Genomic DNA, 15,078 nt, shown 5'->3' with positions numbered 1-15,078 from the left:
AGTTCTCTTTTGACCGCGCATCGGAATGAGCGGCCAACCGTGCCCGGCGTTCTCACGACGGGAACGCCGGTAGACCGAGATTGGTCCGCGAAGGTGCGTTCGCGGTGCGCTCGTTCATCTTGTCCAGGCTCACGAGTTTGGCTGCGGCGGCGTGCAAGCTGACGCGCAGTCCCTCCGCTTCCCCCGTCCAGCCGTTGGCTTTCGCTTCGGCGATGCGATCGCGCAGATTTGCAGTGATCTCGATCAGGCGAGGTCGGGCGCGCGGATCCACCCTCAGGCTGGGGCACCGGATACAGGCGTGCTCGTGGCGGCAGGGACTCCCATACGGGCGCGAGCAGGTGCCCAGTTCGAGCTTGCGCAGCTCGAAGTGCTGCTCGAACTCCCGCCATTCGACCTCTGTGGGGTTGCGGTACTCGGCTTCGGGGCGCAGCGCTCGACGGTCGTCCAGGAACGCCCGATACGAGCGCACGAGATGTTCGTCGAAGACCGCTACATAGGTTTGGGTGGTGTTGATGTTTCTGTGCCCCAGCAGTTTTGCTGCGATATGAATCGGCAGGCCGTTACTAACGGCGTCGGTGGCCCACAACCGCCGAAAGTCATGAGGGGTGTAGCGCAACGGCTGCCCCGCGGCGTCGGTGAGTCCGGCGCGCGCCAGGGTATCGCACAGGTAGTTCTGGACCGCGGTGTAGCTGAATGTCTTCCACGTCCACACGTGCCGACGCTGGAACAAGTGCGGAAGCGCCGGCCCGGTGACCTTCTCGTGCGCGTCGTAGCGCGCGGTCAGCGGGACAGTGCCGCCGTTGTGGGCGCGCAGCCGGGAGATGACCTCCGCGAGAACGCGGGCCAATTCCGGGCTGACCAGCAACAGGCGTTCTTCGTTGCTCTTGGAGGGAACGATCTGCAGCATCGGCACGACCTCGCCGGAGCCGGGCAAGGTGTAGGCGATAAGGCCGAGATGGGTGATTTCGAGCAGTTCCTCGATGCGGATACCGGTGTGGCGCAGCACTTCGATGACCGCCCATGCCCAGAACGCGTCCTGCTCGGCTCGGCCGATATCGACAACCACTCCGGTGGTCAGATCCTCGATGAGATCGGGCGGGCGAACGGCCAACCGGCTCGGGTCCGGCCCGACTGCGGGCAGCGGCCGCCGATAGGCTCGACCCTCATGGGTGAAGGTGTGCCCCGCTGGACTCCGCGCGGCCGCGCCCAGCAACGCGCCCTGCGCGACCCGGTGCCGCTCGGCCACCTCGACCAGCACCGGCAGCTGCTGCATGCGCTCTCGGATTCGCTGTGCCATCACGGCCTGGCGCCTCTTGTCCGCCTTGGCCGCGCCCCTGGTGTCGTTCTTACGGATCGGGTTGGGGAAGCTCCACTGCGCCCAAGATGGATCATGGACCGCCCAATCCTGCAGGTCACGGTAGAACGCGCGCACCATGATCAAGACTTGGAAATAGTGGTCCTCGCTACGGACGACACCGAATCGGGTGGGAGCGGTACGCAGCCGCACCTTCCACGCCTCGATCACCGAACGGGGCAGACGCAAAGTGGTGAGCTCGGGGTGGTGGGTCTGGATGTCGTACCAGAACGTGGCAAGCAGCAAGGTCGCCATGCTCGACCAGGTGGCGTAGTCCACGTGTGGTCGCCGCTCGTCGAAGTACCGGGTGAACACCTCGCGGACCTGGGGTGGGTGCACCCGGTAGTGATCGACGATCTCGGCGGCGGTCAATTGGCCGCGGCGAGTGGCATTTTCGAGCGTGGGATGTTCGCCGAGGTCGGCGATGCCGTACAGCAGCGACCACCCCAGCGACAGCCCTTTGGGTACCTGCCTGCCAGCTCGTCGGTGCCAGGCGCGGTAGGCCAGCAAGTCCTCTGCGGTGAGCTGGTCGGGATCCTTGCCGGTCCGAGTGGTAATTCTGCTGATCGTGGTAAGCGCTTCGCGGCAATGGATTTCGTCGATACCCCGAGCTGAGGCACGCTCCTGCATGAGCGCGTACAGATCCGGCCGATACAGTAGACGGTGCTTGTTGTAGATCCTCGACGACCCGCACCCGTTGAGTAGGTCATAACTGGGAAAGACGATCCGTAACAGAATCAGCGCGCTGATCCCGCCGAACAAATCGATCCGCTGCCGCTCCGGCGGCAGCGGATGCTCGATCTTCACCAGTTCATCGACCCAGTCGGTATTGCGATCTGAACCCGAGACCAACCAGCGCCGCTGCCACCCGTCAGCATCCACGCGCGCGAGCCAGGCCAGCACGTCGCGGGCACCGTCGACCACTCGGCGATTGGTGCTGCTTGGAGCCGACCACCATGACTGCTGCGGAATCAGCGCGAGGATCTGTGGAATCGACCAGTCGTCGCGCGCGCCGCCGCCAGTCACCTCGGTCTCTGCCAGTTCGTCGTGCCACACGACCACCGGCAACCGGCTACGCGGCCCTCCCGCGTGTGGTTCGGCGACAGCCTGTTTGCCGAGATCTGCGGTCACAGGCCACCTCCGAACAGCACAGACAGGTCGTGATCGTCATAGCCGGGTGCGGGCACGGGCAGAGGACGCGCAGGATCGGCGCGCTCTGCCAGATGGCGCCGAATCCTCGTGATGGTCTCGGCTTCGTCCTGCACGAGGTAGATCTCCGCGGTGGTCGACAGGTGCGCGTGCCCAAGAATGGTTTGCACATCGCGTTCACTCAGGTGCTCATCGCGTGCCATACGCAGGGCAGCGGTGTGACGCAGGTCGTGCATCGACCAATTCGTTCCCAACACCTCGTTGGCGCGGGTCAGGACTTTACGCAACGCTTCATAGGTCAGCGGCTGCCGACGCAGACCATCACCGTGGTCACGACGCCGAATTGTCTGCCACAGTGGGTGATTCGCTTGCATCGGCATCCCCAGCTCGGCGATCCAGATCCGCAGCCACACGAACGCCTCGGCGCTGGCAGGCAACCATTGACTCGCGCCGCTGCCCTTGCGAGTCACCCGCACCAGCTGCTCGCCCCAATCCAGATCGACTGGTCGCAACCCCAGGATCTCCGCAGAGCGTGCGGCGGTGCTGACCGTCAGCGACAACAGCGCCCGGTCGCGACTGTGACGCAATGCTGCGAACAGTTGCTGCCACTGCGGATCTGGGATCTCGCGTGGGCGCTGTTTGGGCAGCTTCGGGCTGTAGCGGAGTCGGCCCCCTGCCCGGAAAGGTACGAGCGGGTTGTGGTGGGCGTTGGGTTGTGCGCCTCGGCGGCTCAGCGGCACCGGGTTCAGCAGCGGGCCCTCACCGATCTCGATCCAGAACTCGTAGAACGAGCGCACCACGGCATTGGAGTGCCGGATCGTACGGGCAGCGTAGCGGTCATCAAGGTACCGCTTGCGGGTGATCGGGTTGATCGTCCCCATGGTGCTGCGTGACTTCGTCCTGGGTGAGGTCCGCGTCTTGGCGTGAAAACCCATCCACAGCAACAGATCCCGACATTCCGCAGGAGCCGCCATGTCCCAGCCCACCTCCACCGCAAGTAGCCACCGCCACCAGCGCAGCAACGTGTAGGCATAGCTACGCACCGAGCGCGGACTGTTGCCTTGCGCGACGAAATCGGTCAGGAACCGGCGGATCGGCACCACCGGCACCCCGCCGGCGTCGATGACCAGAAACGGCACCACTCCCTCGGTCTGAATTACGCTGCCCCACCTCGGCAGGCGAACCTCGCGGATATCACGCTCGACCGCACCGTTCAACCTCATCACCTCTCCCGGTCAGACCCAAGAGGTTTACCGGGCTACCGGTTCGGGCGGTACCCGAAACGCCGAAGACTCGGTTGTTAGTCCGGTCAACAGCTCGGTGTATTCGCCCGGCCTGGGTGAATACGCGTGTTTCCGCAGGATCCCGGTCACCGGGACGGGTCATGCGTGTCCGGTATCGTTACGCCGATGACAGCGTCACCTCGACCGAACAGGGGCCCCGGGGCGGCGGCGGACAATCGGGCGGCGCTGATCCGCGCGGCCCGGAACGTCTTCGCGGAGAACGGTTTCGAGGCCCCCATGACCTCGATCGCGCGCACCGCCGGCGTCGGGCAGGGCGTCCTGTATCGGCATTTCCCGACTCGGGAGAGCCTGGCGCTGGCCGTCTTCGACGAGAACATCACCGAGATCGAGGCCATCGCCGACGATCCGGCCGCCACCGTCGATGACATCCTCACCGCCGTCGTCGAGCAGATCACCACGTCCGCGGCATTCATCGCCATGATCGACCCCACCAGCACCGAGGACGTGCGCCTGTTCGAGGCGGCCTGGCGCATGATCAACCTGATCACCGTCAAGCTCGAGGACCCCGGCCTGCGCGGCTCGCTGCGCGGGGACATCACCACCGCCGACGTCATCCTCGCCATTTCGATGCTGGCGGCGATCCTCACCAAAACCGAACCGCAGTCCCGCGAAGCCACCTCCCGTCAGGCGTGGCGGCTGCTGTCGCGGGGACTCACCGGCTGAACTACTTCGCCTCGGCCATCGCGATCGGAGTCTCGGCGACCTCCGGCTGCCGGGCGGGCGAACGGGTGGCGTCGGTGACGGTCGGCCCCTGCTCCAGCCGATGCACCAGACCCGCGAAGGCCCGGTTGGTGCTGTCCCCGCGCACGGCCCGCTCACAGCGCCGGGCCAGCTCGTGCCGATCCGTGCCGGGCTGTTCGAGCGGCTGCAGCACGATCTCCGCGACCACGCCCTTCGAGCGCAGGATGCGGCCGATGGAGTCGGCCATGCTGTCGTTGCCGACGAACCCGGGAACGGTGGAGAGTTCACCGTGGCGGTCCACGTAGCGCAGTTGCAGCGGCTGCACCGGGGTGCCGGTGTCGATCGCGGCCTGGAAGAGCGCGGGACGCATGCGGCCGTAGCCGCGCCCGCACCAGGTGGTGCCCTCGGGGAAGATGGCGACCCGCTCCCCCGCGCTCAGCCGGGTGGCGATCTGTCGCACGACGGCGGGGAGTTGACGCAGGCGCTCGCGCTCGATGGGGATCACCCGCACCTTGCGAGCGACCGCGCCGAGGACCGGCCAGTCGATCAGATCGGCGCGCGCGACGAAGCCGAGCGGCTCGACCGCGGACAGGGCGATCACGTCGGTCCAGCCGATGTGCCCGGCCACCACGAGGACACCCGCATTCGCGCTTTCGCCGAAACCGCTGCGAGCCTTGGGCTTTTCGCCGGATGCCGGATCGGCGGCGACCATGTTGTCGACGATGCGGACGCGAATTCCGCAGCAGGCCAGCAGCGCCCGGGCATAGCGCGCGTGCAGCGCCGCACGACGCCGACGCGGGGTGGCGAAATGCACCAGCGGGAAGCTGGCCACCACCCCCGCCAGACCGAGCACCCGCGCCGCGACGCGGAGGTCTCCGGCCTCAGCGGTGGTGTCGACGCACTCCGGACCACACGGGCTGCTCGGCATCCACGCGTGCGCGGAGGCCGAGGCCGGCGGACACGGCACCGAGACAGAACCGGGAGAGAGCAAGGCGGGCATCATGATTCATCACCGGCCGTCCATGGTCGCCACCGCGCCCTGCAGGCGCTCGAGGTAGCGGGTGTTGATGGTTTCCAGGCCGAGCAGGGCCACGAAGTCGGCGACCGCGAAGTCCGGATCGTGAGCGGGCTCGCCGCAGATCTGGGCGCCGAGGCGCAGGTAGCCGCTCATCAGGGGCGGCATCTTCGGGCGCGCCGGGGGCGTCAGATCGTCGAGGGAGATGCCGTCGACGATGACCGGGTTGTACGGGCGCACATGGCGTTCGGCCTCGAGCGCGTGCTTGCGCAGCAGCAGATCGCGCACGCCGCGCACGTTCACGCCGGGGGCATCCTCGGGGGTGGCCTGCATCGGCACCGAGACGCAGCCCATGATCCAGTCGTACCCGGTGAGCTGGATGTAGTGCAGGATGCCCGCCCACATCAGGGTGAGCGTGGAACCGTTGCGGTGATCGGGCACGACGCACGCGCGACCCATTTCCACGATCCGGTTCCCGGTGGGATCCAGTGCGGTGAGGTCGAATTCGGTGGCGGTGTAGTAGCCGCCGGCGGCGGTCACCTTGTCCGGCGGCAGCATGCGATAGCAGCCGACGAACTGATCGGTGAGATCGTCGCGCACCAGCAGGTGGTCGCAGTGGTCGTCGAAACGGTCGGCGTCCAGGCCGGTTCCGTTGTCGGGGATGGTGAATCCCGGCTCGTTCGCGAACACCTGGTAGCGCAGGCGCTGCGCGGCCTCGCGATGTTCGGCGTCGGAGGACACCACGAGTGAGTACTGGGACCGGCCCGACGTACGGGGCGCGGCCGGGCCGGCATATGACTGGGGCGGGAGCACCTTCGGGCTCGACGCTGCCATGGTGGTCATACCGTTGATCAAGCCAGTCCCAGACTGCGCCGGAGCGACGACCAGATTGCCTCGCGATGCCAGTCCGGTGAACGCGACACAGACCACACCCGGAGTTCATCCGGACTCCGCCGAACGTTCCCTACCAGGACAAACGCTCGTATTGTTGCGGGGTACGGGGACCGAAGAGCCGGTCCTGAACACCCACCGGCGCGGTCGTCCGACAGCGCCGTCCCGGCATCCGCGGATCCCCGGCGCAGGGATCGAAACGCACCGCCTCAGACCGCGGAACTCGCTGGGTCAGGTCACAGTACGCCTGCCTCGCGAGGGCCTTCCAGCGGCCCCGCCCCCGGCGGATCAGGGGCGGAACAGCCGTGTCACGCGTTGTCCCGGGCGAAGCTGCGCGCTCCCACGGTCATCAGGACCAGTGCCAGGGCCACCGTCACCACCGTGCCGACCCACACGTCCGAGCTGCCGAAGTCACCCCGGAACAGCGCTCGCGCCGCATCCACGGTGTGCGAGAAGGGATTCACCTTGGCCAGGTTCTGCAACCAGGTCGGTCCGACGTTCATCGGCAGCAGGATTCCCGAGAGCAGCATGACCGGAACCGAGATCGAGTTGATCACCGAGGCCAGGGTGGATTCCTGCTTCGCCCACAACCCGAGCGCATAGGAGGCCGAGGCCAGACCGGCGGCCATGATCGAGATGAGCAGCACCGAGAGCACCAGCCCCAGCGGATCGGGTCGCAGCCCGAACACCGCCATCGCCACCACGACCAGGATCGCCGCCTGCACGATCAGCAGCACCATGTCCTTGAGCACCCGGCCCAGCAGCAGCGCGCCGCGCGCGGCCGGGGTCACCCGCTGCCGCTCGACCACACCGGCCCGCAGCTCGGACACGATGCCGAAACCCGCGAAGGCGGAACCGAACAGCCCGATCTGGATGATCAGCGCGGGAGTGAGGATCTTCCACGGATCCGCGCCCTGCCCCAGCGACGGCGCGATGCCCTTCACCAGCGGACCGAACAGCAGCAGGTACAGAATCGGTTGCGCCACACCGATGATCACCCACACCGGGTTGCGCAGATTGGCGCGCAGCTGAGACCAGAAGATCAGTCCCGTTTCACGGACGAAGGTCATGACCGATCTCCTTCCCGGAGCGAACGCCCGGTGAGCGTGAGGAACACATCGTCGAGGCTGGGACGCTTGACCGTGAGCGCACCGGGCGTGATGCCCTTCGCCCCGAGCGCCTGCAGCAGCGGAACCACCGCGGCGTCACCCTGATCCACGGTCAGGTGCACGAGAGCCATTCCGGCCCTGCCGTTCTCGAGTTCCTCGGTGCGCATGCTGTGTCGCACGGTGACCGCCGACTCGGCGACCTCGATCGCCGAATCCGCACTGGCACTGGCGATTTCCAGGCTGATCACATCGCCGGAGATGCGCCGCTTGAGTTCGTCGGGCGTGCCCTCGGCGACGATGCCGCCGTGATCCATCACCAGGATCCGATCACACAGCGCGTCCGCCTCGTCCAGATAGTGCGTGGTGAGCACGACCGTGGTGCCCTCGTCCCGCAGCCGGCGAATGTGATCCCACAGGTTCGCGCGGCTCTGCGGGTCCAGGCCCGTGGTCGGCTCGTCCAGGTAGATGAGGGTCGGCCGGTGCACCAGGCCGAGCCCGATGTCCACCCGCCGTCGCTGCCCGCCCGAGAGCTGCCCGCACTTGCGTCGCTCCAGCCCGTCGAACTCCAGCGCCTTGGCCAGATCGGCGACATTGCGCGCCGCCTCCGCCTTGGACAGCCCGAAAAGCCGTGCCTGCAGGATCAATTCGTCCTCGACCAGTTCCAGGTCGTTGGTCGAGCCGCCCTGGGGCACGTAGCCGATGCGCGAGCGGACCAGGCGCGATTGGGTGCGCAGGTCCGCGCCCACCACGGTAGCCTCGCCCGCGGTGGGCGCGAGCAGGGTGGCGATCATGCGCAGCGTGGTGGTCTTGCCCGCGCCGTTCGGGCCGAGCAGCCCGATGATCTCGCCGTAGTGCACGTCGAAGTCGATACCGGAGACCGCGTGCACGGCTTCGGTTTTGGTCGTGAACGTCCGCGCCAGCCCGCGAACCCGGATGACCGGGTCGGAGGGTTCGCCGCGCACGGGTGATGTCGTTTCCACCCCACCCACGGTAGAAACGACATCACCAATAGTCAAGGTTGACTATTCAAATTTGATTAATACCCATCGGCCGGTCACCGCACCGGAGGCGGGCCCATCGCGCCCGACCACACATCGAGCTCACCGCTCTCGATCCGTTCCAGCGTGCGGCGCGACCACTCCAGATCCGCGCGCACGTGCCCCGCCGCCAGCCGCATGGCATCGGCCACGTGATGCGGCACAGTCTCCACCGGATCACCACTGCCCGCCAGAATTCGCGACTCCTCGCGCTCGAGATGAATCAGATCCGCCTCGAACTTCAGCACCCGGGCGCGCAGCGCGGCCATCACGTCCTCCTTCGGCGCGGACGGGAACAGCGCCACCGGCGTCACATACGGATGTTTCAGCGGCTCAGCGGAATACAGCGCGTCGCGCAGCATCTCGCCGAACTCCTTCTCCCCCTCGGCGGTCAGCCGATAGGTGGTGCGCTCGGGCCGCGCCCCGTCCTGCCCCACCCCGTCCAGGGCGATGAGCCCGTCCCGCTCCAGCGTTTTGAGCGCCCCGTAGATCGATCCGGGCTTCACATTGGCCCAGTCGTCGGCCTGCCAGGACAGCAGCTCGCGGCGAACGTCGTAGCCGTGCACCGGTTGCAGCAGCCGCACCACGGCCAGCACCAGCAGTCGGGTTGTAGGAACAGCAGCCATCTTCGCAGGTTAACTCCCGCACCCCGCCACATACACAAACACGAACGAGCCGCCCGGCGATGCCATGCCGGACGGCTCGTTCGACGATCGTGGTCAGGACGCGTTCGACCCGGCCAGAACCTTTGCCTTCGTGGTCTTTTCCACCTCGTCGAAGCCGGGGCGACCGTGCCCGATGAAGGCCACCAGCCACGAGAAGATCGCGGCGAAGCGATTGCGGAAGCCCACCAGGTAGAACAGGTGCACCGCCAGCCACGCGAACCAGGCGATGGTTCCGGTGAATCGAATGTGATCGTTCACCCGGGTGACCGCGCTGAAGCGGCTGATCACCGCCATGCTGCCCTTGTCCCAGTACTTGAACGGAGTGGCGACCCGGGTGGCGCCGCGAATGATGTCCGCGACGTGGCGGCCCTCCTGCATGGCCACGGGCGACTGGCCCGGGTAGCCGTTGAGCGAGGTCATATCGCCTATCGCGAAGATGTCGGCGTGCCCGCCGACGGTGCAGTCCGGATTGATCAGCAGGCGCCCGGCCCGATCGGTCTCGCACCCGGTGGCCTCGGCCAGCAGGGTCGCGAATCCGCCGACCTGCACGCCCGCCGACCACACCACGGTCTCGGCGGCGATGCCGCGTTCGACACCGTCCTTGCTCTTCACCGTCACCTTGCCGACCTCGATATCGGTGACGAAGGTGTCCAGCATGACCTCCACGCCACTGCGGGTCAGCGACTTCTTCGCGTACTCCGAGAGCCCGCCGCCGAAGGGCGGCAGCACCGCGCCCGCACCCTCGACCAGGGTGACCGACACATCGAGATGGAAGAACCGCTTGGACAGCTCCTTGAGCTGTCCCGCGACCTCGACGCCGGTCGCACCCGCGCCGACGACGACGAAGCTCAGCAGGCGCTCACGGGTCGCGGGATCGGCGTCCTTGGCCGACTCGAAGACGCGCTCGATCTGCGCGCGCAGGCGCTTGGCATCGTCGATGGTCTTGAGCGAATAGGTCTTGTCGGCGAAATCGTCACGGCCGAAATAGGACTGGCTCGCACCGGTCGCGGCGATGAGCTTGCCGTACCGAATCTTGCGCTCCCCCTGGGGAGTGTCGTAGGTGAGCACCGCGGCGTCGGCGTCGATACCGGTCACCGTGCCGAGGCGGGCCTCGCCGTTCTTGTGGTGCCGAATGATATTGGCGATGGGGGGAGCGATCTCGTCCGAAGCCAGCACACCCGTCGCAACCTGATAGAGCAGAGGCTGGAAAAGGTGCTCGGGGGTACCCGAGAGGAGAACGTAGCGGACCCCCGATTTATTGAGCTGCTTCGCGGCGGCGAGACCACCGAACCCCGATCCGACGATGACGACATCAGCGGTTTCGATTCCCGCATCCACGTGTTGCATGACAGCCTCCTTCTCTCATTACCAACCGTGGATTGAACCAGGAATGTTCCAGGGGTCAGGGCGCATAATTAAGATGACTCTTATCTAGGTTGATCATGAATTGGAGATGTGCCGTGGAGCTGCGACAACTGGCCTACTTCGTCGCGGTCTGCGAGGAGCTCAGCTTCAGCCGGGCCGCCACGCGAAGTTTCATCTCGCAGTCGGCGATCAGCCACCAGATCGCCCGACTCGAACGGGACCTCGGAGTGCCGTTGTTCGAGCGGTCGACCCGCTCGGTCGTACCCACCGACGCGACCACTCGGCTACTTCCTCTTGCGAAGCAAATGCTGAGCCTCGAATCCGCCATTCGCGCAGCTGTGCGGGCTTCCGGACCACGAATTCGCCTCGCAGCCAATATGTCCTTCGCAACAAGATCGCTCTCGGCCATCGCCGGAGCACGCGAGGCGCATCCCGGCGCGGAGATCGAATTCGTCATCAAGCCCTTCCGCCAGCGCATTCAGGCCGTGGCGGACGGCGACTGTGATCTTGCTCTCATTCGGGGCAGCGTGGATCAGCCGGGACTGACCGTGGAGGGGCTCTGGGTCGAGGATCTGGTCGTCGCGACCTCCACCGCGCACCCGCTCGCGGGACAGGAGAGCGTCACCCTCTCGGAGCTCAGCGCGTACCCGCTACTACTACCGCCGGAGCTCGATCAGGTGCTGCTGCACAATGTCGTGCGGTCCGCGTTCGCCGATCTGCCGACCGGGCCGGCGTACGGGCCGCCCATTCCGCTGGACCACACCGCCACCATGGAGCTGATCAATCGGCCCGACGCGTGGACCATCCTGTACGCCGACAGCCAGATCGACGGGATCGCCACCCTGCGGGTGACCGGACATCCACTGCGGATCCCGGTATCGGCCGTGCTGCGCAGCGATGTGCGGCGCACGCCCATCCTCACCACGCTGCTGGCCTCACTGCACTGCGCCTGAGGGAACTGGCGGATTCGCACCGGCAGTACGCAATTGAGGCGGCACGCCGCGGTTCTCCGACCTAGGCTGACCAGCATGAGTCAGGAGAACATGCGGGCGTCCGACGCCGACCGCGAGGTGATCGTCGGCCGACTACGCCAGGCCATGGACGAGGGCCGCTTGAACCTGCACGAATTCGACGATCGGCTGCAGCAGGTCTACGCCGCCAGGACCTACGGCGAATTGACCCCGCTGCTGAGCGATCTGCCCGCCGTGAAGAACTCACGCCTGCCCGCGAGCGGCGACCAGGCCGGCCTGGCGGTGCCGACCTGGGTCAAGATCATCTGGACGCCCTGGGTTTTCGTGAACGCACTGTGCGTGCTGATCTGGGTGGCGACCGGAGCCGGATACTTCTGGCCGTTCTGGGTGGCGGTGCCGTGGGGCCTGGCGCTGTTCATTCCGACCACCATCGGAATCCTGGTGGGACGCGACAATCAGCGAAACCTGCAGGAGCGCAAGGAACTCGGGCCCCGGGACGAACCCCGGCAGTGACGGGCTCGAGGCCGTGACGGCTCAGGCCAGAGCGGTCGCCACCGCCAGGTGCAGGGCCAGATCCTCCGGCTCCTGGTCCTCGTGCGCCCACACGATCTCCTCCATGGCGCGCATGAACGCCCAGCCGCGCGCGCGTTCGGGGTCGACCTCCATACCGGTCGCGGTGCGCTCGACGACGGTGCGGGCCTGCTCGGGCGTCGGCCAGCTCTGCACCTGGATCATGATCAGGAAGCCCGCGTCGAAGGCGGCCTCGCCCAGATAGGCCTTGGGGTCGATGAGCAGCCACGGTTCTCGTTCCGCAGCAATGATATTGCCGAGATGGGTGTCGCGGTTCACCACCAGCAGCGGGCCATCGGGCACGCGCAAACGAGCGCACCAGTCCGCGGCCAGCTCCCGCAGGTGCGCCGGAATCAGTTGCGCCAATTCCGGTTTCATATCCGAGAACATCCGGGTCCACTGCGAGACCATGTCGGCGGCCAGCGGCAGCGCCGGATAATCGGCCGGGATCCCGGCGGGCTCGCGGCGCAATCGCTTGTACAGCGTGCACGCGAACTCCACCTTGTCGATATTCCTGGCCTCACCCTCGAGGCTCGGAAAGCCCGGCTGGTACACCAGTTCCGTGCCCGGCTTCGCCCATTCGAGCAGCATCGAGTTACTGCCGGAATCGAATTCGTACATCCGGACCGCGCCCTCACCCGCGTAGCAGAACAACCCCGCGGCCTCACCGATGTTCTCGGGGTCGATGACGGGCACCTTCAGCACGGCCGTCGAGTCGTCGTCGCGGCGCACCGGAGCCACGAACGAGTGCGTGCCGCCGCTGAATCCGTCCCCGATCAGGGTCACGTCCCATTGCGCGCAGAGCTCCTCGACCACCGTCGGTAGATCACGCAGCCAGCGTTTCCCGCGCTCCCCGAAAATCTCCCGGATAGTGTCGGCGACATCCTGCGGCAGTGAGATGGTCACCGCTCCAGCCTGCCCGACAGCAAACCGGACGGGCAACCACTTTCGCGAATCGCGTCTGTGCCACCGAGACCGACGCGGGTGTGTCACCGAGGGCGACGCGCCGGTTCCACCGCAGGCGGAGCCGCCGTGTCATCCAGCGGCTGAGCGGCTGTGTCATCTGCGGCTGAGCGGCTGTGTCATCTGCGGCTGAGCGGCTGTGTCATCTGCGGCTGAGCGGCTGTGGCATCAAGGACGTAGCGCCGTTGTCATCACGGGCTGACCTATCGTGTCATCGAGGACGTACCGCCCGTCTCAGCCACGGGCGAACCGACCGTGTCATCAGGGCAAACCGCCCGTGTCTCAGCTCGATTCGGCCGGCGCGGCCGTCTCGTGCACGGTCCGCCACAGGTAGGTGCGGCCGTCGGTGACCAAGACCGCCGTCACCCAGCGGGTGGTGCGGGTCTCGCCGAGCTGGTTCTCCGCCGCGAAACGCACCACGATCAGGTTTCCGCTGCGCGCGATCTCGCTGACGTCGGAGACCCCGATCTCCAACCCGGGCTGCACGTTTCGCGCCGACCACAGGCCCGCCAGCAATGTCTCGCGATCCACCGCCTGCCCGGTGGTCACCACCGAGGTGAACCCTTCGTCCAGCGCGACCGACAACCGGTCGAACACCTTCGGCGGGGCGTCCGAACCCAGCCATTCGGCCAGATCCCAGTGAAACGCCGCGACCACTTCGGTCAGCCCGGATATATCAGACATGCGCGACAGTCTCTCCGACCACTCAGCGGACCGGTCGACACGACGCGCGTGGTGCATCCGGCTCACCGGAGGACCGAGCCGAACCGGCCCGTTTCCGGCGAGTTACCCCCAACTTGCCAAAACAGTTGCCGCGAAGCTAATCACAGGTGGGGCACGGTACATAACTGTCCGGTGGATCCGACATCGGCGCACTGTATGGTCCCGCCCGTGCGAGAGATGACAGCGGAACAGTTCCGCGCCGTATTGACCGGACTGAGTGCGGATTTCGGCCGTTGGCGCCGAGCCGACGTACTCGCGGCCTGCACGGCCGCGGGATGGACCATGACCGAGAAGTCCGACAAGACCGAACTAGACATACCGGGAGCCGAATACGGATGGGCAGCGGCGAATTCGCTGGCCGTCGATCCCGGCGAACCGGAGATGGAAGCGATCGGGGCGGCCGTCGCGCACGACGAACCCGAACATTTCCAGCGCTATCTGGATACGGCCGTCGCGATCTGGGGCGAGCCGTCCATGTACGGCGGCAACTGCGACGTGTTCGTGCGCTGGCGCGAGAAGTACACATTCCGTGAACTCTCGATGCACCACGACGGGCGGATCGGTGTGCGCGCGGCGTCCATCGAGGTGTTCGACGAATGGGACTACCGCACCTGGGATCTCGAGGACGACCTCGAGGAACTCCCCTTCACCTGGGCGGCGACCAACCAGGGGCCGGGCATGACCGGATTCTCCTGCGGTGAGAAGCCGCTGACCGAGTGGGATTCGCTCACCGCGGCGATCGTGCTGACTCTGCGCGACATCCACCTCGGCATGCGCGCACTGGGCACCGCCGAACCCGACGACGACGATCAGGTCGACGAGGTGGTCATCTCCTTCACCGCCGATCAGGAGGACGGGGCCGAGCGGGCCGAGGAGGACGACGCCCACGCCCGCGAGGTCCAGATACTGCTCTCCATAGATCTGGTCACCCTGCTGGTCAACGACGCCGCCGCGCTGCGGGACGAACTCGACGCCACCGGCTTCGCCAAGGACCCCGTCGACGGTTTCCGCTATCTGGAGCTCCCGATCGGCGAGGACGCCATCATCGAAGTCGCCGACCGCGCCGTGCATTTCCTGCAGGCACTGGGCTTCGACTCCCCCGAGGAACTGCGTCACGAGTCCTGGCGCGACCCGAGCCCCTTCGACGACTTCTGGATCACCAGCTTCGGCGTCGGCAGCTAGCGAAAGCCCAGTGCACACGGAAGTGGCCCCGGCGCAAAGCCGGGGCCACTTCCGTGACAACTGATTTGGCGAGTCGGGGGTAACTCACCGGGTACGAGC

At 66.6% G+C, this 15,078-nt stretch carries 14 protein-coding genes; 4 read left to right on the top strand and 10 right to left on the bottom strand.

Going from position 1 to position 15,078, the window contains the following annotated elements:
* Positions 1–52: 52 nt before the first annotated feature.
* A complete protein-coding gene (locus NJ1_RS12950) occupies positions 53–2,485 on the bottom strand; it encodes a tyrosine-type recombinase/integrase (RefSeq protein WP_245717358.1) in 2,433 nt (810 codons plus the stop codon).
* Entirely contained in the window at positions 2,482–3,726 is a 1,245-nt protein-coding gene (locus NJ1_RS12945; RefSeq protein ID WP_067692937.1) for a tyrosine-type recombinase/integrase, read from the bottom strand. Before NJ1_RS12945 ends, NJ1_RS12950 begins: the two co-directional genes overlap by 4 nt.
* A gap of 186 nt (positions 3,727–3,912) precedes the next feature.
* Between NJ1_RS12945 and NJ1_RS12940 the strand changes: the two genes are divergently transcribed.
* Positions 3,913–4,470 carry a TetR/AcrR family transcriptional regulator gene (locus tag NJ1_RS12940; RefSeq protein WP_067692459.1) on the top strand — a complete coding sequence of 186 codons (558 nt, stop codon included), beginning with the start codon at positions 3,913–3,915 and terminating at the stop codon, positions 4,468–4,470.
* A 1-nt stretch (position 4,471) separates the two neighbouring features.
* Here NJ1_RS12940 and NJ1_RS12935 read toward each other — a convergent pair whose 3' ends face one another.
* From NJ1_RS12935 to NJ1_RS12910, 6 genes are all read right to left on the bottom strand, one after another.
* Positions 4,472–5,416, bottom strand: coding sequence for a lysophospholipid acyltransferase family protein (locus tag NJ1_RS12935; RefSeq protein ID WP_067692456.1), 945 nt, complete (start codon positions 5,414–5,416; stop codon positions 4,472–4,474).
* 81 nt (positions 5,417–5,497) lie between these two features.
* On the bottom strand, positions 5,498–6,346 hold the full coding sequence (locus tag NJ1_RS12930; RefSeq protein ID WP_174557073.1) for a GNAT family N-acetyltransferase: 849 nt from the start codon (positions 6,344–6,346) through the stop codon (positions 5,498–5,500).
* A 356-nt stretch (positions 6,347–6,702) separates the two neighbouring features.
* Positions 6,703–7,464 carry an ABC transporter permease gene (locus NJ1_RS12925; RefSeq protein ID WP_067692453.1) on the bottom strand — a complete coding sequence of 254 codons (762 nt, stop codon included), beginning with the start codon at positions 7,462–7,464 and terminating at the stop codon, positions 6,703–6,705.
* Entirely contained in the window at positions 7,461–8,483 is a 1,023-nt protein-coding gene (locus NJ1_RS12920) for an ABC transporter ATP-binding protein (protein ID WP_084478089.1), read from the bottom strand. Before NJ1_RS12920 ends, NJ1_RS12925 begins: the two co-directional genes overlap by 4 nt.
* 74 nt (positions 8,484–8,557) lie before the next feature.
* The gene (locus NJ1_RS12915; RefSeq protein ID WP_067692447.1) at positions 8,558–9,166 is read right to left on the bottom strand and encodes a PadR family transcriptional regulator; all 609 of its coding nucleotides are present in this window, start codon (positions 9,164–9,166) and stop codon (positions 8,558–8,560) included.
* A gap of 93 nt (positions 9,167–9,259) precedes the next feature.
* Positions 9,260–10,552 (bottom strand): NAD(P)/FAD-dependent oxidoreductase, encoded by a 1,293-nt coding sequence (locus NJ1_RS12910; RefSeq protein ID WP_067692444.1) that lies wholly within the window; start codon positions 10,550–10,552, stop codon positions 9,260–9,262.
* A gap of 113 nt (positions 10,553–10,665) precedes the next feature.
* On the opposite strand from NJ1_RS12910, the gene NJ1_RS12905 reads away from it, so the two are divergent.
* Positions 10,666–11,523 carry a LysR family transcriptional regulator gene (locus tag NJ1_RS12905; RefSeq protein WP_067692441.1) on the top strand — a complete coding sequence of 286 codons (858 nt, stop codon included), beginning with the start codon at positions 10,666–10,668 and terminating at the stop codon, positions 11,521–11,523.
* Positions 11,524–11,598: 75 nt separating this feature from the next.
* The gene (locus NJ1_RS12900) at positions 11,599–12,054 is read left to right on the top strand and encodes a DUF1707 domain-containing protein (RefSeq protein ID WP_067692438.1); all 456 of its coding nucleotides are present in this window, start codon (positions 11,599–11,601) and stop codon (positions 12,052–12,054) included.
* A 21-nt stretch (positions 12,055–12,075) separates the two neighbouring features.
* Here the strand turns inward: NJ1_RS12900 and NJ1_RS12895 are convergent, their stop codons facing one another.
* Together NJ1_RS12895 and NJ1_RS12890 are read right to left on the bottom strand one after the other, a co-directional pair.
* Complete coding sequence (locus tag NJ1_RS12895) at positions 12,076–13,017, bottom strand: aminoglycoside phosphotransferase family protein (RefSeq protein WP_067692436.1); 942 nt, start codon at positions 13,015–13,017, stop codon at positions 12,076–12,078.
* Positions 13,018–13,356: 339 nt separating this feature from the next.
* On the bottom strand, positions 13,357–13,758 hold the full coding sequence (locus NJ1_RS12890; protein ID WP_067692433.1) for a hypothetical protein: 402 nt from the start codon (positions 13,756–13,758) through the stop codon (positions 13,357–13,359).
* Between the two features lie 207 nt (positions 13,759–13,965).
* Between NJ1_RS12890 and NJ1_RS12885 the strand changes: the two genes are divergently transcribed.
* Positions 13,966–14,979 carry a hypothetical protein gene (locus NJ1_RS12885; protein ID WP_157573925.1) on the top strand — a complete coding sequence of 338 codons (1,014 nt, stop codon included), beginning with the start codon at positions 13,966–13,968 and terminating at the stop codon, positions 14,977–14,979.
* The last annotated feature ends 99 nt before the right edge of the window (positions 14,980–15,078 follow it).

Origin of the sequence: Nocardia jejuensis NBRC 103114 (genome assembly GCF_001613145.1) — a bacterium.
GTDB classification, from domain to species: Bacteria; Actinomycetota; Actinomycetes; order Mycobacteriales; family Mycobacteriaceae; genus Nocardia; species Nocardia jejuensis.
The sequence above is the reverse complement of the archived record's forward strand: the minus strand, read 5'-3'. Positions and strand labels throughout refer to the sequence as shown.